We start from the raw sequence: 22,581 nt of genomic DNA, 5'->3' as shown, positions 1-22,581 counted from the left end.
GGTGATAATTAAATTTGAATAGTTTCAAAAAATTATGAGAAATGAAGTAGAGTGGCTCTTAATAAATATGTCCATAAAGTATTATATAATGGTACATGGAAGGATTTTGTCCAATGTAATTATTCGAAATAGTCTAATTCCTAATAGATAATAGGTTTATTGACTTTTAGTTACTACTATAGAATAGAGAAAAGCTATTATGTTTTTTATAAACATAATAGCTTTTTATTATTACGTTAACTGCATACTAAAAAATAGTGTGTAGGAGAATTTTTAAATAATAAATGGATTTTTTAATATACTACTAAGCGTTGTTTATAAAACTGTGTTTGTGAATATATTTTTTGAGATTTTTACAGTGTGTAATAGTCTCTTGGATAAGCATTTGGAAAAATATATTTTGCACCTATGTGTATTGCTTTCTTCTACTTATTAAGTTTTAAAGCTGTGTACTATAGAAAATGTTTGCAGGTGATAAATAAAGAGAAATTGAATACAATTCTTTAATTACAACTTAAGAATACTTGATTTCAATCCGTAATGAATACTTTGTAGATTATTTAACTTTGGAAAAGCATTTGTAATAATTTAAGATGGGGGAATGATTGGTAATGAAGAGACTGTTTGATATCTTTATTTCTTTATTATTATTAATTTGCTTTTTTTTCGTTATTCTTTTAGTAGCAATTATAGTTAAAACTCAGATAGGATCACCCATTTTATTTAGACAACAACGTCCAGGGTTACATGGAAAACCTTTTTATCTTTATAAATTTCGTACGATGACCAATGAGCGAGATCGTAATGGGGAGCTGTTACAAGATCACGCTAGATTAACTAAAGTTGGAAAATTTCTTAGAAAATATAGTTTAGACGAATTACCACAATTAATAAATGTGCTAAAAGGTCAATTAAGTTTGGTGGGCCCCCGCCCATTATTAATAGAATATATGCCTTTATATTCGAAAGAGCAAGCTAAAAGGCATAATGTAAGACCCGGAATCACTGGATGGGCTCAAGTTAATGGAAGAAATAGTATCTCATGGGATGAGAAATTTAAATTAGATGTATGGTATGTTGAGAATCAAAGTTTTCTTTTAGATTTGAAAATTTTATATCTAACTTTTAGTAAGGTTTTAAAGTCGGAAGGGATAACAAATAATAAGCATGTGACTATGCCAGTTTTTAAGGGGGGAATCGAGCATGGGGGGGAATAAAATGAATATTTTGTTTACTAGCTCTGGTAGGAGGGTCACCTTAATTAAAAAATTTAAGGAAGTACTTAAACAAGAAGGAATCAAAGGAAAAATCTTTACTGCAGACTTAAAAGAAACTGCTCCCACCATTTACTTTAGCGATAAGCATTTTATTGTTCCGCGTGTAAATGAAGAGGGATATATAAATGAATTATTAAAAATATGTAAATCTGAAATGATAAATCTAATAATTCCGTTAATTGATACAGAATTAACCCTTATGGCTAATAATTCGAAGGTTTTCGAAGGTATTGGTGTAAAAGTATTAGTTTCTAGTATGGAATTAAATAAGATTGCTAATAACAAAAAATACACATATAACTTTTTTGCATCTAATAATATACCAACACCTAGAGTATATAGTGATGAAGAGATTGGAAGAAAAGAATATCAATTTCCACTATTAATTAAACCTTATGATGGCAGTTCTAGTAAAGGTGTAACAAAAATAATGAATGAAAAGGAATTGGAATTTTTTAAGGATTATATACCTAACGCTATGATACAAGAATACGTTTCAGGAGAAGAATACACTATAGATGTCATGGTAGATTTCTGTGGGAATATAAAAACAATCGTTCCTAGATTGCGTATAGAGACACGAGCAGGTGAGGTAAGTAAAGGTATAACCAAGAAGGATTTTGATATCATCCAAGCAGCAGAAACTGTAATAAAAGCTCTTCCTAATCCTATTGGGTGTATTACTTTACAATGTTTTAAAAAGGAGGATGGACAAATTACGTTTATTGAAATAAACCCTCGTTTTGGAGGAGGAATACCACTATCAATAGAAGCAGGAGCGAATTTTCCACTTTGGACAATTAAAATGTGTCAGGGGGAAGTCTTTATAGATAAGGACTTTAATTGGAGAGAAAATTTAACAATGCTTAGATATGATGAAGCGGTTTTTATGGAGAGTATTTAAGATGATGATTAAAGCAATTGTTTTTGATATGGATGATACTTTATATAAAGAGAAAGATTATGTTGTAAGTGGTTTTAAAGCAGTGGATGATTGGATTAAAGAGAAGTATAAGAAAACCGGATTTTATAATATTGCAATTCAATTATTCGATTCGGGGGAAAGAAGGTTCGTGTTTAATGAAACACTAGAAAAGTTAAACATTCCTTACGATGAAAAATTGATTAGTAATTTGATAGAACAGTATAGGTTTCATAAACCAGATATTCAATTGTTGGATGAAGCGGATTGGGTACTAAATAATTTAGTTAATACCGTTAAAATAGGACTTATTTCAGACGGATATTTAGTTGCCCAAGAAAAGAAAATTAATGCATTAAAGTTAAAAGAGAGATTTCATTCGATAATTCTCACTGATGAGCTGGGAAAAGAATATTGGAAGCCGAGCCAAATTCCTTATGAAAAAATAAGTAAGGAACTACAGGTGCCTCATCAGCAATGTGTCTATATAGGAGATAATTTAAGTAAGGATTTTATAACAGCCAAGAAATTGAAATGGTTAACGATCCATATTAATAGAGAAGGTGGAATTCACCATAATCTTATAGTTGAGCAAGCTTATAAAGCACATTATACAATTGATAATTTAAGGAGATTATCTGATATATCTGTATTAGAGCATATGTTTTTAGATACATAGTATTTAAATATGTATAAAGGATGTGTTTACATGCACACAGTTCAGCATAAAAAGCGAATTTACCTTTCCTCTCCGCACATGAGTAGGAATGAACAAAAATATATTCAAAATGCATTTGATACAAACTGGATTGCCCCTCTTGGCCCAAATGTTGATGGATTTGAAAGAGAACTTGCATCTTTTGTAGGAGTGAAAGGTGGGGCTGCAGTTAGTTCAGGTACGGCTGCTATTCATTTAGCTTTGCGATTATTAGATGTCCAAAAGGGAGATACAGTGTTTTGTTCAAGTTTTACTTTTGTAGCGAGTGCGAATCCGATTGTTTATTTGGGAGCTGAACCAGTATTTATTGACTCAGAACCGGAAACATGGAATATGTCACCGAATGCATTGGCACATGCATTGTATGAAGCTAATAAAGTGGGGAAATTACCAAAGGCTATCATTCTTGTTCATTTATATGGTCAGAGTGCTAAACTAGATGAAATTCTTTCACTTTGTAATCAATATAATGTTCCTATAGTTGAGGATGCAGCAGAATCTCTAGGTTCTACATATAAAGGAAAAGCAAGCGGTACATTTGGGAGGTTTGGGGTTTATTCATTTAACGGAAATAAAATCATTACAACTTCGGGTGGTGGAATGCTAGTTTCTAATGATGTAGAAGCATTAGAGAGAGCGAAGTTTTTAGCGACACAAGCAAAGGATCCAGCTCCACATTATGAGCATAGTGAGATAGGATATAATTATCGAATGAGTAATATTTTAGCTGGTATTGGTAGAGGACAATTAGAAGTGTTAGAAGATAGGGTGAGAGCTAGAAGATTTATATATAAACGGTATTATGAAGCGCTATCTCACATGCCAGGATTTTATTTTATGCCTGAATTAGAAAATACTCGCTCTAATCGTTGGCTTACTACATTGACAATTGATGAAAAGGAATCCGGGATCACTATTGGGAAATTGTTGAGAACTTTAGCAGAAGAGAATATTGAAGCGCGTCCTATGTGGAAGCCACTTCATATGCAGTCGCTCTTTAAAGAGAAGAAGTATTATCCGCATAGTAAAAATGAAGATGTGTCGCATTCCTTATTTCAAAGTGGAATTTGTTTGCCTTCAGGATCTAATATGTTAGCTGAAGATCAACAAAGGGTAATTCAAAGCATTTTAAAAGCAGTAGAATGGAAGAATTAAAAGAAAAGTAAGTAAAATTGGAATTAGATTTGTATATGTACCACTATTTGTTCTTTATAGTGAATTCCAAAGGGGATTGTTTGGGAACATTCAGTTTCAATTGACATAAAAAAGGGATAATTATAGGCTTTTAATATCTATATCTTAGTCTGAAAGTAAATTTAAGCATGTAATTGAGAAAGTAATAAAACAAATAATTTCGTTCGTTAAAAAGAATGATAAAGAGGTATGTTTAACGAATTTAATATGTAAATAGTATTTGTAGTAACTTTTCATATATTAGGAGGAAGAAATGAGCGCTATAGCTGGCATTATTCACTTTACTAATGAGCCTGTATCAATTGAGCACGGAAGAGAAGTAATGAGTCGTTTATACAAATATCCTGCCGATGATATTCAAATATGGCACAAAGAAAATGCTTTTCTAGGATGTCATGCACAATGGATTACACCAGAGTCAGTTGGTGAACAATTACCCTTTTATAATTATGAAAAGCAACTGGCAATTACAGCAGATGCTATTATTGATAATCGTGATGAGTTATTTGAAAAATTACAAGTGGATTATTCGGATAGAAAAAACATGACAGATAGCGAGTTAATTTTACTCTCTTATCAGAAATGGGGGGAAGCGGCTCCAAAATATTTGGTAGGCGATTTTGCCTTTATGATTTGGGATGAGAAAAAACAAATTCTTTTTGGTGCCAGAGATTTTTCAGGAAGTCGGACACTTTATTTTTATCGTGGTGAGGAAAAATTTACTTTTTGTACTATTATAAATCCGTTATTTTCTCTACCATATGTTGAGAAGAAATTGAATAAGCAGTGGATTGCTGAATTTCTAGCTATACCTGTAAATTTCGAAACGGTAGATCCACAGTTAACAGTTTACAAATATATAGAACAAGTGCCTCCATCACACACTATTTTGGTAAAGGAAGGCGAAGTGAAGTTTTCGCGATACTATACACCAACTGTTGGGGAAATGCTTAATTTAAAATCAAATGAAGAGTATGAAGAGGCGTTTCGAGAGGTGTATCAAAGTGCAGTGAAGGCACGTTTACGAACACATCACCAAGTAGGAGCTCATTTGAGCGGAGGGCTAGACTCAGGTTCTGTCGTTAGTTTTGCTGCAAGTGATTTACGGGCTGAAAATAAAAAATTACATACGTACAGTTATGTTCCAGTAGAAGGATTTGAAGATTGGACACACAAAGGTAGAATAGCTGACGAAAGACCATTTATTCAATCGACTGTCGAGCATGTAGGGAATATACAGGATTATTATTTAGAATTGCCGGAGAGAAGCCCACTATCGGAAATTGATGATTGGTTGGAAACAATGGAGATGCCATATAAATTTTTTGAGAATACTTTTTGGTTGAGTGGAGTTTATGAAAAAGCATCTCAGAATGGAATAGGAGTACTTCTTAGTGGTCAAAGAGGTAATTGGACAGTATCGTGGGGACCTATTTTAGATTACCAGGCAATGTTATTGAAAAAGCTACATTGGATTCGTTTTTATCGTGAACTACATTTATATAGTAGAAATATAGGAGTGAAAAAATCACGTATTTTTGAAGTGGTAAGACGAAAGGCATTTCCATTTTTGCATCAGTTACTTTTTTCAGGGAAACAAGATGCAAATTCCGCAATAATTAATCCGGAATTTGCAAGGGAAATGAATGTTTTTGACAGACTCAGAGAACAAGACATCGATATAACAGGCACCTCTATCTCTAATGCATATGACATGAAAAGAGAACAGTTTGAAAAACCATATTATTGGAGCATAAATGGAACGTATGAAACGAAATTATCATTACGTTATGCTTTATGGGATCGTGATCCCACAAATGACTTACGATTGATTCAATTTTGTTTGTCAGTTCCAGAAGAACAGTATGTTCAAAATGGTTTGGATCGAGCCCTGATCCGGAGAGCCACAAAGAATTTCCTTCCTGATAAAGTACGATTGAATCAACGGGTTCGAGGTATTCAAGGTGCAGATGGTGTTTACCGTATGGCTCCTTTTTGGAATGAATTTATTGAGGAAGTTGAAGAACTTAGTGTAGATCCAGTAATTTCTGAATTTCTAAATGTCGAGGTAATTAAGAAAGCTATCTCAAAAATTTGTAAAGAACCTCGACCAGAATATGCATTTGATTTAGATTTTAGAATTTTAATGCGTAGCTTAATCTTCTATCGATTTATAAAAAAAGCAATGTGAAAGGAGGTGATACGTATGAAAAAGGAATGGAAACAACCTGTATTAGAAGTACTTAATATTAATATGACTATGGCGGGGCCTGGGCATAAATATCCAGATGCTGTTCAACCTGACCCAGATGATCCAGTGAAGTACAGTTAAGTCATTGGAAAAATAAAGCTCTTATATAGCTTTATTATATAAGAGCTTTCAAAAAATTGACAATGTGGGGGGATAGGATGTTTGATTCTATGGGGAATGTGTTATATCAAGCCTTCGGGTTAAAAATAGTAAGTGAAATCCCATTACCTGAATTGTCTCAGCTGAATGAAAAAAAAGAGATGGCGGATGTTCAAGTTGAAATAACTGATTTGTCAGAACAGTGGGGTGAATATAGCGCAGAAAAGCAAAAAACGATAGTAGTGGAGGATGATATAGTTATGTTTCATGTTCCTCAAACTGCAATATTCGCTATACAATCAGGTGAGAAAATCACCTTTTCACCTATGGCAAATGCAGAAGAAGATAAAATTCGACTATATATTTTGGGAACTTGTATGGGGGCGCTGTTAATGCAACGTAAAATACTCCCATTGCATGGGAGTGTAATTGCTATAGATGGGAAAGCATATGCATTAATTGGTGATTCAGGAGCTGGAAAATCAACGTTAGCCTCGGCTTTTTTGAATAAAGGATATAAGCTTTTAAGTGATGATGTAGTTGCTGTGTCTCTTTTGAATAAAAATACTGCAATAGTTCATCCTTCTTACGCACAACAAAAATTATGGCAAGAGAGCATAAATGAGTTAGGAATGGAAGTAGCGCAATTTAGCCCTTTATTTGAAAGGGAAACGAAGTATGCTGTTCCTGTGAATTCTCAATTCTTTCCTGATCCATTACCTCTTGCTGGTGTTATTGAATTAGTAAAAACGCAGGGAGAAGATATCGAGATGACCCGTATAGAAGGGCTCGCACGCTTGTATAAATTATACCGCCATACTTTTAGGAATTCTTTGATTTCTAAATTAGGATTGATGGAATGGCATTTTGAAACTTCATCTAATATTGCAAGTGGAATGGAAATATTTCAAGTAAGCCGCCCGGCTTCAAGATTTACAGCTCATGAGCTTGTGGAAGTTATTTTAAATACTATACAGAAAGGGAGTATGGTTGATGGTTGTCCACTCGAGAAAAATATCATTAGAACATAACGTTGTCCAAAGTAAGGGTAATATAGTAAGCGATATGGATGGAGAAAAAGTTATGTTAAATGTCCAGAAAGGAAATTACTATAACTTAGGTGAAATAGGCGGAGAAATATGGGAGCTTATTGAAAAGCCAATAATAATTAATCAGCTTGTTACTATGCTAGTATCTAACTATGATATTGAACGAAAAGATTGTGAAGAGCAAGTTCTTTCCTTTTTAGAGTGTTTGTTTCAAGAAGGGTTAATTCAAATAAAAGATCAGCCTAATAGATAGATTCGTAATTTCAAAAGAACTGTTAGGAAGGGATTAATAAATATTGTGAAAAGGTTAAGGATGTTTTTATCACTAAACATGAAAACAAAGCTCTTATTTTTAGAGGCTTTTATTTTTTTAGGATGGGCACGTGTACTAAAAAATATTACATTTTCCAAAGTTGCACCTTCTTTAGGGGATTACATGAGTGAAACCTCAAGTACTCATATTCAACCGCACGGAGATACGCTAAAAAAGGTGTCCGAAGCAATTTCTATTATGAGTTGTTATACTTTTTGGGAAAGTCAATGTCTCGTTAAAGCTATAGCTGGGATGAAAATGCTTGAAAAACGTCACATTGAGAGTACTCTTTATTTAGGAATGGCTAAGGATAATAGTGGGGAACTAATTGCACATGCATGGTTACGTAGCGGTTCTTTTTATGTTACTGGATCGGAAGGAATGGAGAAATTCACTGTCGTTGGATCATTTGCAAAGAGGCTAAGTGAGAACACTATTAAAGGAGAGTAAAATGGAGAAAGATTTTGGTCTTAATGTAGAGTTCATGTCTAAGGAATTGAAACTTCTTTTTGCAATTTTGAAGTTACAAGATGACGAAACAATGCAAACTTACAGTAATGAATGGTTTTCGGATATTGATTGGGAAGTATTTCTTGAGCAAGCCGTGCATCATCGCGTTTATCCGGTGATATATCAAAAACTTAAACAGGTGGACAAGGAGCTGATTCCTTCACATATTGTACAAACCTTGACTAGAAAATATAAAAGAAATACATTTCAAATGCTTTATTTAAGTGCTGAAATGGAACGAATAAATAAATTATGTAATGAAAATGAGATTCGTACGATTTTTCTAAAAGGGCCTGTACTATCTCAGGACTTATATGGAGATCTTTCTTTACGAACATCCTGTGATTTGGACGTTCTCATCCCTATTCAAAATTTAGAAAAAGCAGAAAAACTACTTTTAGAGCAAGGGTATGTGAAAGATGATTATATTCAAACGATATTAAGTGATTGGAAATGGAGGCATCACCATATAACATTTTTCCACCCAACAAGGCGGATCAAACTTGAAATTCATTGGAGATTAAATCCCGGACCGGGTAAGGAACCTGGGTTTGAAGAGCTTTGGAAGCGAAAGAGAAAAAGTACACTTACGAGTAATTCGGTATATATGTTAGGGAAGGAAGACTTATTTTTATTTCTTGTATCTCATGGTGCCAGACATGGTTGGTCCAGGCTACGTTGGTTAGTAGACATAAAAAAAATTGTCGATCAAGATCTTAATTGGAGTGAGATTCATAAATTAATGAGAAAATATCAAATGCTTCATTTAGGAGGACAAGCGTTAATTTTGGCATCTCAATTGCTAGGTGTACGACTAGATGAAAGAATGATGGAATTAGTAACTAAAAAACATTCAAAACAGTTAGCGCAAGAAGCGTTGTTTTATTTCAAGCAAATGATAAACTTGCATACCGACCCTGTGCCAAAAGAAGTACTTGCTTATCATAGTCGACATTTATTTTCACTAATGTCTAATCAGCAAAAGATTTTATATATTATGAGCCAACTATATCCTTATCCAATTGATGCAAAAACATTGCCGTTACCTAAATTCCTTCATTTTTTATATTTTCCTTTACGTCCGTTTCTATGTCTTTGGAGGAAAACAAAGAAGCTTGCTTTGTTATAGGGGGAACATCGATGAATCATATTATATATTTTATGAAGAAATTATATTCTTCTGCAGGGAAAATTCTGTATGTGAATTTGTTTGGTATGGTTTTAATAAGTTTACTTGAAGGGATAGGTATTATTTTATTAATTCCTATGATAAGTATGACTGGAATAATTAATATAGGTGAGGAGACTGCTTTTATTGCACCTGTCTATAGATTTTTGCAGGATTTCCCTAAAACAACAAGTCTAATTTCTATTTTAGGTATATATATACTAATAGTGTTAGGTCAAAATCTATTACAACGAAACATAACGCTAAGGGATGCGAGAACGCAACAAGCTTTTGTACGAGAATTAAGAATAGAAACATATAGTATGATTCTAAAAGCGAAGTGGAGTTTTTTTTTAGAGAAAAGGAAAACAAATCTAATAAATATATTAACTACAGAATTAGCTCGCGTAAGTTATGGGGTTAATTTAATTTTACAATTGTTAGCTGTTATTCTGTTTACATTCATACAGGTGGGGCTTGCGTTTTTATTATCTCCCCAAATAACTATATTTGTTTTGGTCTTTGGCTTATTATTCTTAGTAGCTTCTCGTGCTTTTATAAAAAAAGCACGAATACTAGGCGGTAAGACCTCGAAATTAGCACAAGACTATCTTTCTGGTATAACAGATCATTTTAATGGAATTAAAGATATAAAGAGTAATACTTTGGAAGCATCACGTTTAGATTGGTTACAATCTATAACAGAAAAGATGAGTAATGAACAAATGGAGTATATGAGAATAAGGTCGAACTCTCAATTGTTTTATAAAGTTTCAATGGCTATTTTAATTGCATTTTTTATATTATTATCAGTAAGTATATTTAAAGCTCAACCCACCCAATTACTATTAATCATACTCATCTTTTCGAGACTATGGCCACGATTTATGACAATTCAGTCAAATTTAGAACAGCTTGCTGCAAGCATTCCTGCTTTTAAGTCATTATGGGAATTACAAGGGGAATGTAATGAAGCAATTGAAATGCAGGATATACATCAGCAAAAACATATAAAGCCGATTTGTATAGAGCAGGGTATTGAATGTAAGGGTATTTATTTTCGATATAATAAGAAGGAGCATTTGTATGCACTTCAAAATATTAATGTGAAAATACCAATCAATAGTATGACGGCTATTGTGGGACATTCGGGAGCTGGGAAGAGTACATTAATCGATGTTTTAATGGGATTGATTCAGCCAGAGAAAGGTCAAGTATTAATAGATGGAACTCCTCTTACAAGTGAAAATTTATTGTCATTGAGACGGGCTATTAGTTATGTGCCACAAGATCCTTTTTTATTTAATGCAAGCATAAGAGAAAATTTATTGATGATTGAGCCGAATGCGAGTGAAGAACAAATTTGGACTGCATTAGATTTTGCGGCGGCAGCTGAATTTGTACGAATGCTTCCAAAAGGGCTTGATACTCTCATTGGAGATCGTGGAGTGAGACTTTCAGGTGGTGAACGTCAACGACTTGTACTAGCTCGAGCTATTTTAAGACAACCATCCATTTTAGTATTAGATGAAGCTACGAGTGCATTAGATACTGAAAATGAAGTAAAAATTCAATCAGCAATAGAAAGGTTGAAAGGAACGATGACTATTGTTGTTATTGCGCATCGGTTATCTACGATCCGCAATGCAGATCAAGTTATTGTTTTAGGAAAAGGTGAGATTGTTCAAAAAGGTGAATTTAATCAATTGGCTAAAGAGAGAAAAGGTGTATTTCGAAATTTATTAGGGTCACAAATGGAAGTGGGTTCATAGAGGAGAAAGATTGAATGAAATCTTGTAGTATTGTAATTCGAGTTGAATGAAAGCCGGGATAATGGTCAGTTACAACAGATCTTATTCGGGCTTTTATATTTGTGTTTTCTAAATTTAGGGAATAAATATAATTCAGTACCTTGCAATAAACAATACTAAGTGGTATATTATGGATAAAATAGCTACCGTTTATTGAACAGTACTAAAATGAGAAAGGGGGATCGTCCTTGAACGTTCAGTTTAAAAAAGGTGTGTTAGAACTGTGTGTATTGGCACTTGTAAAACGTAAGGATTGTTATGGATATGAACTTGTTCAGCAAATCTCTAATAAATTTTTAATATCGGAAGGTTCTGTATATCCGTTATTACGTCGTTTAACGAAAGAGGGATATTTTCAAACGTATTTAAAAGAATCCACGGAAGGACCGCCCCGTAAATATTATCAACTAACAGAGCAAGGAGAGATGCAACTTACTTTATTAGTAACAGAGTGGCGTGATTTTGCTAAAGGTGTTCAAGAAATTATTGAAGGGGTGGAATGGGATGAGTAAAGAGCAGTTTCTTAAAGAATTATCAAGTCATCTTAGAAAGTTACCAGAAGAAGAGCGACAAGATATTTTATTTGATTATGAAGAGCACTTTCAGTTTGGGATGGAAGAGGGGAAAACTGAATCAGAAATAATAAAGGGACTTGGCTCTCCGAAAGTAATTGCGAAAGACTTACTTGCGATGTATCGATTTGATGAAATGAAAAAAGATCCGTCGACTTCAAATGTGACAAGAGCTGTCATGGCAGCGGTTGGACTTAGTTTGTTTAATTTTATTATTGTGTTAGGCCCGTTAGTTGCAATTATAGCTTTTATATTTTCCTTTTGGGTCGGTGGGATTGCTAGTGTAGTGACACCATTTTTCGTTATTGTAAAAGTATTTATGGGCACTTTTATATGGTTGGATCTTTTCGTTAGTATAACGTTTGTCGGAGTAGGTTTGTTGTTATGTATTGTAGCTTATTATAGTACGAAGTGGTTTAAAAGATTATGTGTACGCTATGTAGTCTGGAACTTCAAAATGATAAAAGGGGAGTAGATGATGAAAAAGATATTATTAGTAGCTATCGCTTGTATCATTATTGGAGTAATAGGGATTTCACAAACATATGAAAAAGCAGTACAAACTGCAGAGAAAGGAGATAAAGAGGACGTAATTAAAAACGAAACGCTAAAAAATGTAGAAGTTAAGTTAGATGCTGGAGATATTGTTGTCCAAAAATCTCCTGATTCCTCTTTTTATGTAAAGCAAAAAGGAGACGTAAGTAAACAGGAGATTCGTATTGCTGAAGATGGTGATACATTAAAAATCATAGGGGAAATAGAAAAAGGTGTTTCATTTGATTTTTCATTTTACAATTTCGGATTTCAAACGCCTACATTGACTATATTAGTACCTGAACGTTCTTATCAAGAGATAAAAGTAAATTCATCCGCTGGACAAATAGGAATAAGTAATGTGAAAAGTGACCGCGTAAGTGTTGAAACACTCGCCGGAGAAGTGGATTTGAAACATGTAACAGCAAAGAGTGTGGAGGGGTCTACAAAAGCTGGTGAGGTGAATTTTAAAAAAGTAATAGGGAAAGTAACAGCAAAAACGGCTAGTGGGGATATAGATATTATTGATCATGATTCTAAATATGATTTAGAGGTAAGTTCAACTGCTGGAGATGTAGATATTACTTTATTGGAAAAACCACAAGATGCAGTTATAACTGGGCAAACTGCTGCTGGAGACGTGACAATTTTTAATGAAGACAATAAAAATATAACGATTGGTAATGGTAGTAAAAAGATTAGCGGTAAAACCGCTGCTGGAGATGTTACTATTGAAACGCGTTAATAATTAATGAAACGCATTCTTTTGAATGAACGGAAATCTATCAAAATATAAAAAGAAGATAATTACCTATATAAATAAGGGAATTATCTTCTTTTTATTATTTTTAATGTAAATCACGATATACGCCAATTACTTTTCCAATAACTGACACTTGTTTTAAAATAATAGGTTCTAGTGAAGAGTTTTCCGGTTGTAGACGGAAATGATCTTTTTCTTTATAGAAACGTTTAACAGTTGCTTCGTTATCTTCTGTTAAAGCAACTACAATTTCACCGTTGTATGCAGACTGTTGTTGGCGAACAACAACTAAATCACCATCAAAGATACCGGCTTCAATCATGCTATCTCCAGAAATGCGTAACATAAACACTTGATCTGCTCCAGCAACGATACTAGCTGGAAGTGGGAAGTGATCTTCTACACTTTCGACTGCTGTAATCGGTAAACCGGCAGTAACTTTTCCGATGATTGGAACTTGAATAACAGATTGTGTTTCCGTTCGGTTGTCACCTAAAATTTCAATTGCGCGTGGTTTTGTTGGATCGCGTCGAATATATCCCTTTTCTTCTAGTCGTGATAAATGTCCGTGCACTGTAGAACTAGAAGCAAGGCCGACTGCTTGACCGATTTCACGTACGGAAGGTGGATATCCTTTTTCTTGTACTTTTAGCTTAATAAAGTCGAGAATGTCTTGCTGGCGTTTCGTTAACTTTTCCATGTTTTCTAACACCTCGTTTTCTTTCATTTTTCTTATTATTAAGTATAACATGCGAAAAAACATTCTACAAACATAAGTTCGAACGAAAGGCAAATTTATGATACACTATAAGGAAAATATAGTGAGAAAGAAGGGTTCAAAATGAATGCAATTATTTATGCACGTGTGAGCACAACAAAAGAAGAACAGGAAACATCATTATTGCGTCAAAAAGATGAATTATTGCATTTAGCTGAGCGCTATCAAATGGATGTTACAAAGGTAATTGAGGAGCAGGCTAGCGGTTATACAATTGAACGTGATGGCATATTAGAAGTGCTAGATACAATTCGAGATGAACAAGTTGATGTACTACTTATACAAGATGAAACGCGTCTTGGTAGAGGAAATGCAAAGATTGCATTAATGCATTGTTTACATAAAGAGGGGATAAAAGTTTATACACACACACATAGTGGTGAATTACAGCTTTCAGATTCTGATTCGATGGTGCTAAATATAATTGGGATCGTTGAAGAGTATCAAAGAAAGATCCACAATTTAAAAATTAAACGTGGCATGCAAAGAGCAGTGGAGAAAGGATTTCGTCCAGAAAATAATTTGAAAAATCGTCATTTAAGCGTAGGACGTGAGAAAAAAGAAGTGCCAATTGAGGAAATTGTACGTTTGCGCCGGAATGAATTAACTTTTGAAGAAATTGCAGCAACACTTCGTGGTTTTGGTCATGATGTTTCAAAAGCAACTGTACATCGAAGGTATGTAGAATATACAAAGCAATTGCTTGATAAAGAGGACTAACTATTGTATGATAATAATCAGTTTTGAGTAGAAGGGGGATTCGAGATGCCAAGTCAAGAACTCATTGAACGCATTAACTTCTTAGCGAAAAAAGCAAAAGCTGAAGGCTTAACTGAAGAAGAACAACGTGAGCGCCAATCGCTTCGTGAACAATATTTAAAAGGATTTCGTCAAAATATGTTAAACGAATTAAAAGGAATTAAAGTCGTTAACGAAGAAGGCACGGACGTTACACCGGCGAAATTAAAAGCTTTAAAAAAGCAGGATAATGCAAAATTAAATTAAAAGATGGGCATAGCCCATCTTTTTTTATTTGTTAAAATTGTTATTTAATAACTTTCCAGTTTTCATTTTTCGTTGCTTCTATCCTTTTATGCTTCAATATATAGTTAGCGATAAGTTCAGACATATCTGTTGGTATGTCTTTTACTACTGGTTTATTTTGAAACATAAAGAAGTTCCCGCCACCGCTTGCACGATAATTATTCATAACAACGTCATATTCTTCATTCATATTAAGAGGAGCGCCTTTATACTGCAAAGACTCTACTCTCTCTCCAATTGGTTTTGAAATGTTTAATACATACGAAATCCCTTCCCACATATCGTAATTATAGTGTTGTGGTTTTGGTTCTATATAGGTAGGGTTTACGATGATGGTTCCATCTGCTTTTAATGTGAAATAAGAAGCAGAGAGTTCGAGAGCATTTTTTATATCCGCTCCGGTTATTCTAATTACTTTTAATGTATTTGGATAAATATAATTAGAAACGATGTCACGCATTGTTACATGTTTAGGGAAACCTGGAGATGTATTATGAAACAAACTTGTACAAGAAATTGAAACATTAGCTATATCCATCTGTATTTTATTTATGAATTCAATAAAAGGATGGTCTTGCAAACGTGTTTGCATAGCATCGGAAATTTGCATATCCCCATAAATTATTCCAATAGGTTTATCAAGCCAATTTTGTGTTTTCTCTTCATAATTGGCAACCAAGGAAAGAACATCTTGGTCTGCCGCAATTCCTTGTACGGGCAATAACTCTGAATAACTCTCTTTTTTCACCCATTTTTGTTCTGCTTTTTCGAATGTTACTGTTACTTTTCCAACTGAGTGTCCATTGCATCCGGTCTGTAAAATTGTTACACCATTAATCACGGTGTGAGCGATTTCTCGGTGTTGGTGGCCTGTTAGTAAAATATCTATGCCTTCAATTTCATGGCACATTGCATATCCTTGGTTTTCACCTGTTAAAACTTCAGTCGGTACTCCGGTTTGTAAATCACGTTCAAATCCCCCGTGATAGGCTACGACTAGTAAATCTGGTTTTTCATGTTTACGGATGTAAGAAACCCATTTTTTTGTTGTTTCAAATGCATCTTCAAATTGTAAATCTTTAATATGATGTGCTTGTTCCCAATGGGGGATGTAATGCGTTGTCACCCCTAAAATAGCAATTTTTATATTTGATTCAATATGTTTTATTATATATGGTTTTCCGAAATAAGGTTCTTTTCTGTTTTTATCTAAAATGTTTGCTGATAGATAAGGGGAATTTGCAGTAGTCACAGCATTATTTAATATATCCATTCCGTAATTAAATTCATGATTTCCGATAATTGCAATGTCATACTCTAAGTAGTTGGCTAATAAGGACATTGGGTTTTCCATATCTTTTTCGTATGTAGCGTAATGATAAGTAAATGGTGTTCCTTGAATGAAGTCCCCGTTATCAATCAGAAGAACGTTTGCATTTTGAGAACGTTCTTTTTTTATGAGAGTAGAAATTTTAGCTAAACCAATTTCTGCTTTGGAGTTATCTTGGTAGTGAATTGGATACACAGTACCATGTACATCGCTTGTTAATAAAATATTTAAAGTTACAATTTGATTTTGATTCAACGCCATTCACCTTTTCTATAGTTATCTTTCAATTAATCATATCAAATATATGAAAAGAATTTTAATGTGAATGTATAGAATATGTAAAGATTCTGTAAATAAGCAATTATTTGTAAAAATATGTGATATATTTCTTCATGTTTATGGAAGGTTATTTTATAACAACGAAAAATGGAGGCATTAACATGTTGAAAAAAGTTTTTGCAATGAGCACAACAGTTGTACTAGCAGCGGGATTATTAAGTGGATGTGGAACGAAGGAATCAAGTGCAAGTAAAAATGAAGATACGAAAAAAGGTTATGTACCGAAGACACTAAATGTTCAATTTGTTCCTTCTCAAAATGCAGATACGTTAGAGGCGAAGGCAAAACCATTGGAAAAGCTATTAAGTGATAAATTAAACATTCCGGTAAAAGTTAGTATTTCAACGAATTACAATACAATTGTAGAAGCGATGGCATCTAAGCAAGTAGATGTAGGATTTTTACCTCCAACAGCGTATGTGTTAGCGCATGAGAAAAAGGCTGCAAACGTAATTTTACAGGCGCAACGTTTTGGGGTAGATGATGAAACTGGAGCTCCCACAAAGGATTTAGTAGATGTTTATAAATCAGAGTTTGTTGTTAAGAAAGATTCTAATATTAATAGTGTAAAAGATTTAAAAGGTAAAAAAATTGGCTATCAAGATGTAACATCATCAGCGGGTTATGTATGGCCTGCGGCTGTATTGTTAAAAGAGGGAATCGATCCGTTGAAAGATGTGAAACCTGTTACATTAAAAGGTCATGATCAGTCACTTATTGCTCTTTTAAATGGTGATGTAGATGCAGCTGTTGTATTCCAAGATGCTCGTAATATTGTAAAAAAAGATTATCCGAATATATTCGATCAAACGAAAATAGTAAAATTTACGGAGAAAATTCCAAACGATACGATTTCTGTACGTTCTGATTTAGATGCAGAGTGGAGCAAGAAATTACAGGATGCTTTCATTGAAATAGGAAAGAATGAGGAAGGGCACAAAATCATTAAAGAAGTATACTCACATGAAGGATACGTTAAATCTGATGATAGTAAATTTGATATCGTTCGTGAATATGGAAAGAAAGTGAAAACGCAATAATACATATGGAAATGGCGACTAACTGGAAAGTGTGTGATTTCAGTTAGTTTGCCGTTTTTCAGTTATTGATAATACATAGAAGGTAGGTAAGATGTGTGATAGAGTTTCGAAATGTTTCCAAAGTGTATCCGAATGGTACAAAAGGATTGAATAATATAAACTTGAAAATTCAAAAAGGTGAGTTTGTTGTAATGGTCGGGCTATCCGGTGCTGGAAAATCAACACTTCTCAGATCGGTAAATCGCCTTCATGAAATCACAGAAGGAGAAATCATTATTGAAGGGGAGTCTATTACTGCTGCAAAAGGAAAAGGATTACGACGCATGCGCCGAGATATTGGTATGATTTTTCAAAGCTTTAACCTTGTGAAGCGATCAACGGTACTGAAGAATGTATTAGCTGGGCGGGTTGGATATCATTCTACATTGCGTACAACGTTAGGTCTGTTTCCGAAAGAGGATGTGGAGCTTGCATTCCAGGCGCTGAATAGAGTGAATATCTCAGAAAAAGCATATGCACGAGCTGATGAATTATCAGGGGGACAACAGCAACGTGTATCAATTGCTAGAGCATTGGCACAAGAAGCGAAAATCATATTGGCAGATGAGCCTGTTGCTTCGTTAGATCCTCTGACAACAAAGCAAGTAATGGATGATTTGAAGAAAATTAATGAAGATTTTGGAATTACGACAATTGTAAACTTACATTCTATTGATTTAGCGAGGCAATATGCTACTCGTATTATTGGATTACATGCTGGTGAAATTGTTTTTGATGGATTAGTAGAAGAGGCAACGGATGAAAAATTCGCTGAAATTTATGGGGACGTAGCTCAGAAAAGCGCATTATTAGAGGTGGCAGCTAAATGAATGAAGTGACGATATATTCGAAATCGATACCGAAGCCGCCGAGTAAATTGAAACATATGTTAACGGTTATTTTAGTTATTTTACTGTTGTGGGGTAGTAGTGTACAGGTCGACGCATCATTTTCAAAACTAGTAGTTGGTTTTCCGAATATGATGGATTTATTGAAGGAAATGGTGCCACCAGATTGGAGTTATTTTCAAATTATTACAACAGCAATGTTAGATACAATACGTATGGCGATTATTGGAACGACTTTAGGGGCGATTTTAGCCATTCCACTTGCACTATTTGCGGCAAGTAACGTATTTACTAGTGTATTTTTGTACAGTCCAGCTCGATTGATTTTAAATTTTATACGAACAATACCAGATTTATTATTAGCGGCTATTTTTGTAGCGATTTTTGGAATAGGACCACTTCCAGGTATTTTGGCTCTTACTTGTTTCTCCGTTGGACTCGTAGCGAAATTATTGTATGAGTCAATTGAATCAATTGATCCAGGTCCATTAGAAGCGATGACAGCTGTAGGAGCGAATAAGGTGCAATGGATAGTTTATGGGGTCATTCCGCAAGTGAAAGCGCACTTCGTCTCCTATGTACTTTATACATTTGAGGTGAATGTACGTGCAGCAGCTGTTCTAGGTTTAGTAGGAGCAGGTGGGATTGGATTATATTATGATCGTACACTTGGATTTTTACAATATCAACAAACTGCTTCTATTATTATTTATACCCTTGTTGTTGTATTGCTAATTGATTATATAAGTACAGCGTTGCGGGGGAAATTATAATGAGTAAAACGACAATAATCGTACCAAAACCGAAGAAACCGAGTATATATCGCTGGATTATTTTTATAGCACTTACAGTTATATATGTATGGGCCTTTTCAGGAGTCCCGTTAGAGGGAATAAAGAATACGGCGGGAGAAATTACAAAAGCAATTATGACAGGCGTATTGAACCCAGATTGGTCGTATGTATCTTTGCCAGATGGTGAAGATTTATTACACGGTTTAATTGATACGTTGGCAATTGCGATATTAGGTACATTTATTTCTGCTTTTTTATCTGTTCCATTTGCTTTTTGGGCGGCAACGAATATGAGTAGTGGAAAATTAACTTCAGGAACTGGGAAATTTGTACTTAGTTTTGTTCGTACATTTCCTGAATTAGTTATGGCTCTTTTATTTATAAAAGCTGTTGGTCCAGGCTCTTTTGCCGGAGTTCTAGCTTTAGGGTTACACTCTATCGGAATGTTAGGGAAACTATATTCGGAAGGAATTGAAAATATAGATAAGGGACCGACGGAAGCGTTAATAGCAACGGGTGCAAATCGGTTTCAAATACTTTGGTATGCCGTATTACCACAAGTGTTACCGGATTTTCTATCGTATACGTTATACAGGTTTGAAATTAATGTACGATCCGCTGCGATTTTAGGTGTTATTGGAGCAGGTGGTATTGGTACGCCATTAATTTTTGCACTTAGTTCACGTAATTGGTCTCGTGTGGGAATTATTTTATTAGGTATCATTTTAATGGTAATTATAATTGATTTTATTTCAAGTTCTATTCGTAAGCGGATTATTTAATTTGTTTTAAAAGCATCTAATTCAGATGCTTTTTTGTATTTTTAAAGGTTATCAAAAAAGAGATATATCAGAAATTAGTATATTTGTATAAATATACAGATAATTATCTTTATTTTTAAAATAAAAACAATTAAAAAGTATGTCATATTGAATGCCCATACATTCCCTGAATCACTGTATTTTTTATGAAAAATCAAAAAAACATCAACATATTTGTCGATACATGTTGTATAATCTTGCGTGGGAAGCTATCATATAAATGTATAAAACGTTTACTAACATACGCGAAGGGAAGAATAGCATGTCACATTCAATCGAACAACTTTCTATCAACACGATTCGCACATTATCCATTGATGCGATTGAAAAAGCAAACTCTGGTCACCCAGGAATGCCAATGGGTGCAGCACCAATGGCTTATACATTATGGACTCAATTTATGAAACACAATCCAAATAACCCAACGTGGTTTAACCGCGATCGTTTCGTATTATCTGCAGGTCATGGTTCAATGTTACTATACAGCCTACTTCATCTATCTGGTTATGACTTAACAATGGATGATTTAAAGAACTTCCGTCAATGGGGAAGCAAAACTCCAGGACATCCTGAGTACGGTCACACAGCAGGTGTAGACGCAACAACTGGTCCACTTGGACAAGGTATTGCAACTGCTGTTGGTATGGCGATGGCTGAAAGACATTTAGCGGCTAAATACAACCGTGATGCGTATAATGTAGTAGATCATCATACATACGCTATTTGTGGTGATGGAGATTTAATGGAAGGCGTTTCTGCTGAAGCATCTTCATTAGCTGCTCATTTACAATTAGGTCGTCTTGTAGTACTTTACGATTCAAACGATATTTCATTAGATGGCGATTTAAATCGTTCATTCTCTGAAAGTGTAGAAGATCGTTACAAAGCATACGGATGGCAAGTAATCCGTGTTGAGGATGGAAACGATATTGAAGCAATCGCAAAAGCAATTGAAGAAGCGAAAGCTGACGAAAAACGCCCAACGCTAATTGAAGTAAGAACGACAATTGGTTTCGGTTCTCCAAACAAATCAGGAAAATCAGCTTCACATGGTTCTCCACTTGGTGTAGACGAAACAAAATTAACGAAAGAAGCATACGCTTGGACTGCTGAACAAGACTTCCATGTAGCAGAAGAAGTATATGACAACTTCCGTAAAACAGTACAAGATGTTGGTGAAACGACGCAAGCTGCGTGGAACACGATGCTCGGTGAATATGCACAAGCATATCCAGAATTAGCAAACGAACTGCAAGCAGCAATGAACGGTCTTCTTCCAGAAGGTTGGGAACAAAGCTTACCAACTTATGAATTAGGATCAAAAGCAGCAACACGTAATTCTTCAGGTGCTGTAATTAATGCAATTGCAGAGTCTGTACCATCATTCTTTGGTGGATCAGCTGACCTTGCTGGTTCTAACAAAACATATATGAATAACGAAAAAGACTTCACAAGAGCTGATTACAGCGGTAAAAACATTTGGTACGGTGTTCGTGAGTTTGCGATGGGTGCAGCAATGAACGGTATTGCACTACATGGCGGTTTAAAAACTTACGGTGGTACGTTCTTCGTATTCTCTGACTACTTACGTCCAGCAATTCGCCTTGCAGCATTAATGCAATTGCCTGTAACGTATGTATTCACACATGATAGTATCGCTGTTGGTGAAGATGGTCCAACACATGAGCCGGTTGAACAATTAGCAGCACTTCGTGCAATGCCAAACGTTTCTGTTATTCGTCCAGCAGACGGTAACGAATCAGTTGCAGCTTGGAGACTAGCTCTAGAATCAACAAAAACACCAACTGCATTAGTGTTAACTCGTCAAGATCTTCCAACATTAGAAGGTGCAAAAGACGATACTTATGAAAAAGTAGCAAAAGGTGCATATGTAGTTTCTGCAAGCAAGAAAGAAACTGCTGATGTAATCTTAATTGCAACTGGATCTGAAGTAAGCTTAGCAATCGAAGCGCAAAAAGCTCTAGCAGCAGACGGCGTTGATGCAGCTGTTGTTAGCATGCCATCTATGGATCGCTTTGAAGCTCAAACTGCTGAGTACAAAGAATCTGTACTACCAAAAGCAGTAACGAAACGTTTCGCAATTGAAATGGGTGCTACAATGGGATGGCACCGTTATGTAGGTCTTGATGGAGATGTACTAGGTATTGACACATTCGGTGCTTCTGCTCCTGGTGAGAAGATTATGGAAGAGTATGGATTTACTGTAGAGAACGTTGTTCGTAAAGTAAAAGAAATGCTTTAATGATTTTAGAAAAATCTCTCCAGCATGGGGAGATTTTTCTATGTAATTGAGTTTTTTCGACAGGAAAAGTTTTTTCTCTCTCCGTAGTCAGACAATCATTGCAA

General features: G+C 34.7%; 23 protein-coding genes. 21 read left to right on the top strand and 2 right to left on the bottom strand.

Annotated elements, in window-relative coordinates; all coding sequences use genetic code 11:
- Positions 1 to 611: 611 nt before the first annotated feature.
- The 14 genes from MHH59_RS18425 to MHH59_RS18360 all read left to right on the top strand — a co-directional run bounded on the left by MHH59_RS18425 (position 612) and on the right by MHH59_RS18360 (position 13,163).
- On the top strand, positions 612 to 1,217 hold the full coding sequence (locus MHH59_RS18425) for a sugar transferase (RefSeq protein ID WP_002128595.1): 606 nt from the start codon (positions 612 to 614) through the stop codon (positions 1,215 to 1,217).
- Complete coding sequence (locus MHH59_RS18420; RefSeq protein ID WP_033729827.1) at positions 1,204 to 2,181, top strand: ATP-grasp domain-containing protein; 978 nt, start codon at positions 1,204 to 1,206, stop codon at positions 2,179 to 2,181. The genes MHH59_RS18425 and MHH59_RS18420 overlap by 14 nt, the downstream gene beginning before the upstream one ends.
- 1 nt (position 2,182) lies before the next feature.
- Positions 2,183 to 2,878: an HAD family hydrolase gene (locus MHH59_RS18415; protein WP_002128593.1), complete on the top strand. Its 696-nt coding sequence runs from the start codon at positions 2,183 to 2,185 to the stop codon at positions 2,876 to 2,878.
- Positions 2,879 to 2,908: 30 nt separating this feature from the next.
- The gene (locus MHH59_RS18410; protein WP_201052762.1) at positions 2,909 to 4,072 is read left to right on the top strand and encodes an aminotransferase class I/II-fold pyridoxal phosphate-dependent enzyme; all 1,164 of its coding nucleotides are present in this window, start codon (positions 2,909 to 2,911) and stop codon (positions 4,070 to 4,072) included.
- Between the two features lie 292 nt (positions 4,073 to 4,364).
- Positions 4,365 to 6,302 (top strand): lasso peptide isopeptide bond-forming cyclase, encoded by a 1,938-nt coding sequence (locus MHH59_RS18405; RefSeq protein ID WP_340852061.1) that lies wholly within the window; start codon positions 4,365 to 4,367, stop codon positions 6,300 to 6,302.
- Between the two features lie 15 nt (positions 6,303 to 6,317).
- Complete coding sequence (locus MHH59_RS18400; protein WP_000712621.1) at positions 6,318 to 6,443, top strand: paeninodin family lasso peptide; 126 nt, start codon at positions 6,318 to 6,320, stop codon at positions 6,441 to 6,443.
- Positions 6,444 to 6,520: 77 nt separating this feature from the next.
- The gene (locus tag MHH59_RS18395; RefSeq protein WP_002128587.1) at positions 6,521 to 7,492 is read left to right on the top strand and encodes an aldolase; all 972 of its coding nucleotides are present in this window, start codon (positions 6,521 to 6,523) and stop codon (positions 7,490 to 7,492) included.
- Positions 7,455 to 7,763, top strand: coding sequence for a lasso peptide biosynthesis PqqD family chaperone (locus MHH59_RS18390; protein ID WP_002128586.1), 309 nt, complete (start codon positions 7,455 to 7,457; stop codon positions 7,761 to 7,763). Before MHH59_RS18395 ends, MHH59_RS18390 begins: the two co-directional genes overlap by 38 nt.
- A gap of 36 nt (positions 7,764 to 7,799) precedes the next feature.
- Complete coding sequence (locus MHH59_RS18385) at positions 7,800 to 8,273, top strand: lasso peptide biosynthesis B2 protein (RefSeq protein WP_340852976.1); 474 nt, start codon at positions 7,800 to 7,802, stop codon at positions 8,271 to 8,273.
- A gap of 1 nt (position 8,274) precedes the next feature.
- Entirely contained in the window at positions 8,275 to 9,462 is a 1,188-nt protein-coding gene (locus tag MHH59_RS18380; RefSeq protein ID WP_201052761.1) for a nucleotidyltransferase domain-containing protein, read from the top strand.
- 11 nt (positions 9,463 to 9,473) lie between these two features.
- Entirely contained in the window at positions 9,474 to 11,273 is a 1,800-nt protein-coding gene (locus MHH59_RS18375; RefSeq protein WP_215577298.1) for an ABC transporter ATP-binding protein, read from the top strand.
- A 227-nt stretch (positions 11,274 to 11,500) separates the two neighbouring features.
- Positions 11,501 to 11,824, top strand: a complete 324-nt coding sequence (locus MHH59_RS18370) for a PadR family transcriptional regulator (RefSeq protein WP_002066545.1) — start codon at positions 11,501 to 11,503, stop codon at positions 11,822 to 11,824.
- A complete protein-coding gene (locus MHH59_RS18365) occupies positions 11,817 to 12,359 on the top strand; it encodes a DUF1700 domain-containing protein (protein ID WP_002128581.1) in 543 nt (180 codons plus the stop codon). The genes MHH59_RS18370 and MHH59_RS18365 overlap by 8 nt, the downstream gene beginning before the upstream one ends.
- Entirely contained in the window at positions 12,360 to 13,163 is an 804-nt protein-coding gene (locus tag MHH59_RS18360; RefSeq protein ID WP_201052759.1) for a DUF4097 family beta strand repeat-containing protein, read from the top strand.
- Between the two features lie 103 nt (positions 13,164 to 13,266).
- On the opposite strand, the gene lexA is transcribed toward MHH59_RS18360, so the two are convergent.
- On the bottom strand, positions 13,267 to 13,881 hold the full coding sequence (gene lexA, locus MHH59_RS18355) for a transcriptional repressor LexA (RefSeq protein ID WP_002087894.1): 615 nt from the start codon (positions 13,879 to 13,881) through the stop codon (positions 13,267 to 13,269).
- A 141-nt stretch (positions 13,882 to 14,022) separates the two neighbouring features.
- Here lexA and MHH59_RS18350 point away from each other — a divergent pair, with 141 nt between their 5' ends.
- Complete coding sequence (locus tag MHH59_RS18350; RefSeq protein WP_002128580.1) at positions 14,023 to 14,679, top strand: YneB family resolvase-like protein; 657 nt, start codon at positions 14,023 to 14,025, stop codon at positions 14,677 to 14,679.
- A gap of 45 nt (positions 14,680 to 14,724) precedes the next feature.
- Positions 14,725 to 14,964, top strand: coding sequence for a DUF896 domain-containing protein (locus MHH59_RS18345; protein WP_002014431.1), 240 nt, complete (start codon positions 14,725 to 14,727; stop codon positions 14,962 to 14,964).
- Positions 14,965 to 15,004: 40 nt separating this feature from the next.
- Here MHH59_RS18345 and MHH59_RS18340 read toward each other — a convergent pair whose 3' ends face one another.
- Entirely contained in the window at positions 15,005 to 16,588 is a 1,584-nt protein-coding gene (locus MHH59_RS18340) for a bifunctional metallophosphatase/5'-nucleotidase (protein ID WP_002128579.1), read from the bottom strand.
- Between the two features lie 185 nt (positions 16,589 to 16,773).
- On the opposite strand from MHH59_RS18340, the gene MHH59_RS18335 reads away from it, so the two are divergent.
- The 5 genes from MHH59_RS18335 to tkt all read left to right on the top strand — a co-directional run bounded on the left by MHH59_RS18335 (position 16,774) and on the right by tkt (position 22,477).
- Positions 16,774 to 17,712: a phosphate/phosphite/phosphonate ABC transporter substrate-binding protein gene (locus MHH59_RS18335; RefSeq protein ID WP_002137777.1), complete on the top strand. Its 939-nt coding sequence runs from the start codon at positions 16,774 to 16,776 to the stop codon at positions 17,710 to 17,712.
- Positions 17,713 to 17,807: 95 nt separating this feature from the next.
- Entirely contained in the window at positions 17,808 to 18,581 is a 774-nt protein-coding gene (gene phnC / locus MHH59_RS18330) for a phosphonate ABC transporter ATP-binding protein (protein WP_002033479.1), read from the top strand.
- Positions 18,578 to 19,372: a phosphonate ABC transporter, permease protein PhnE gene (phnE, locus tag MHH59_RS18325; protein ID WP_002137773.1), complete on the top strand. Its 795-nt coding sequence runs from the start codon at positions 18,578 to 18,580 to the stop codon at positions 19,370 to 19,372. Before phnC ends, phnE (MHH59_RS18325) begins: the two co-directional genes overlap by 4 nt.
- Complete coding sequence (gene phnE / locus MHH59_RS18320; protein ID WP_002066554.1) at positions 19,372 to 20,175, top strand: phosphonate ABC transporter, permease protein PhnE; 804 nt, start codon at positions 19,372 to 19,374, stop codon at positions 20,173 to 20,175. The genes phnE (MHH59_RS18325) and phnE (MHH59_RS18320) overlap by 1 nt, the downstream gene beginning before the upstream one ends.
- 301 nt (positions 20,176 to 20,476) lie before the next feature.
- Positions 20,477 to 22,477, top strand: coding sequence for a transketolase (gene tkt, locus MHH59_RS18315; protein WP_016092115.1), 2,001 nt, complete (start codon positions 20,477 to 20,479; stop codon positions 22,475 to 22,477).
- The last annotated feature ends 104 nt before the right edge of the window (positions 22,478 to 22,581 follow it).

It is taken from the genome of Bacillus sp. FSL E2-0195, assembly GCF_038003645.1.
Lineage (GTDB): Bacteria > Bacillota > Bacilli > Bacillales > Bacillaceae_G > Bacillus_A > Bacillus_A mycoides.
Note: the sequence above shows the minus strand (reverse complement) of the source record. Positions and strands in the feature narration are given on the sequence as shown.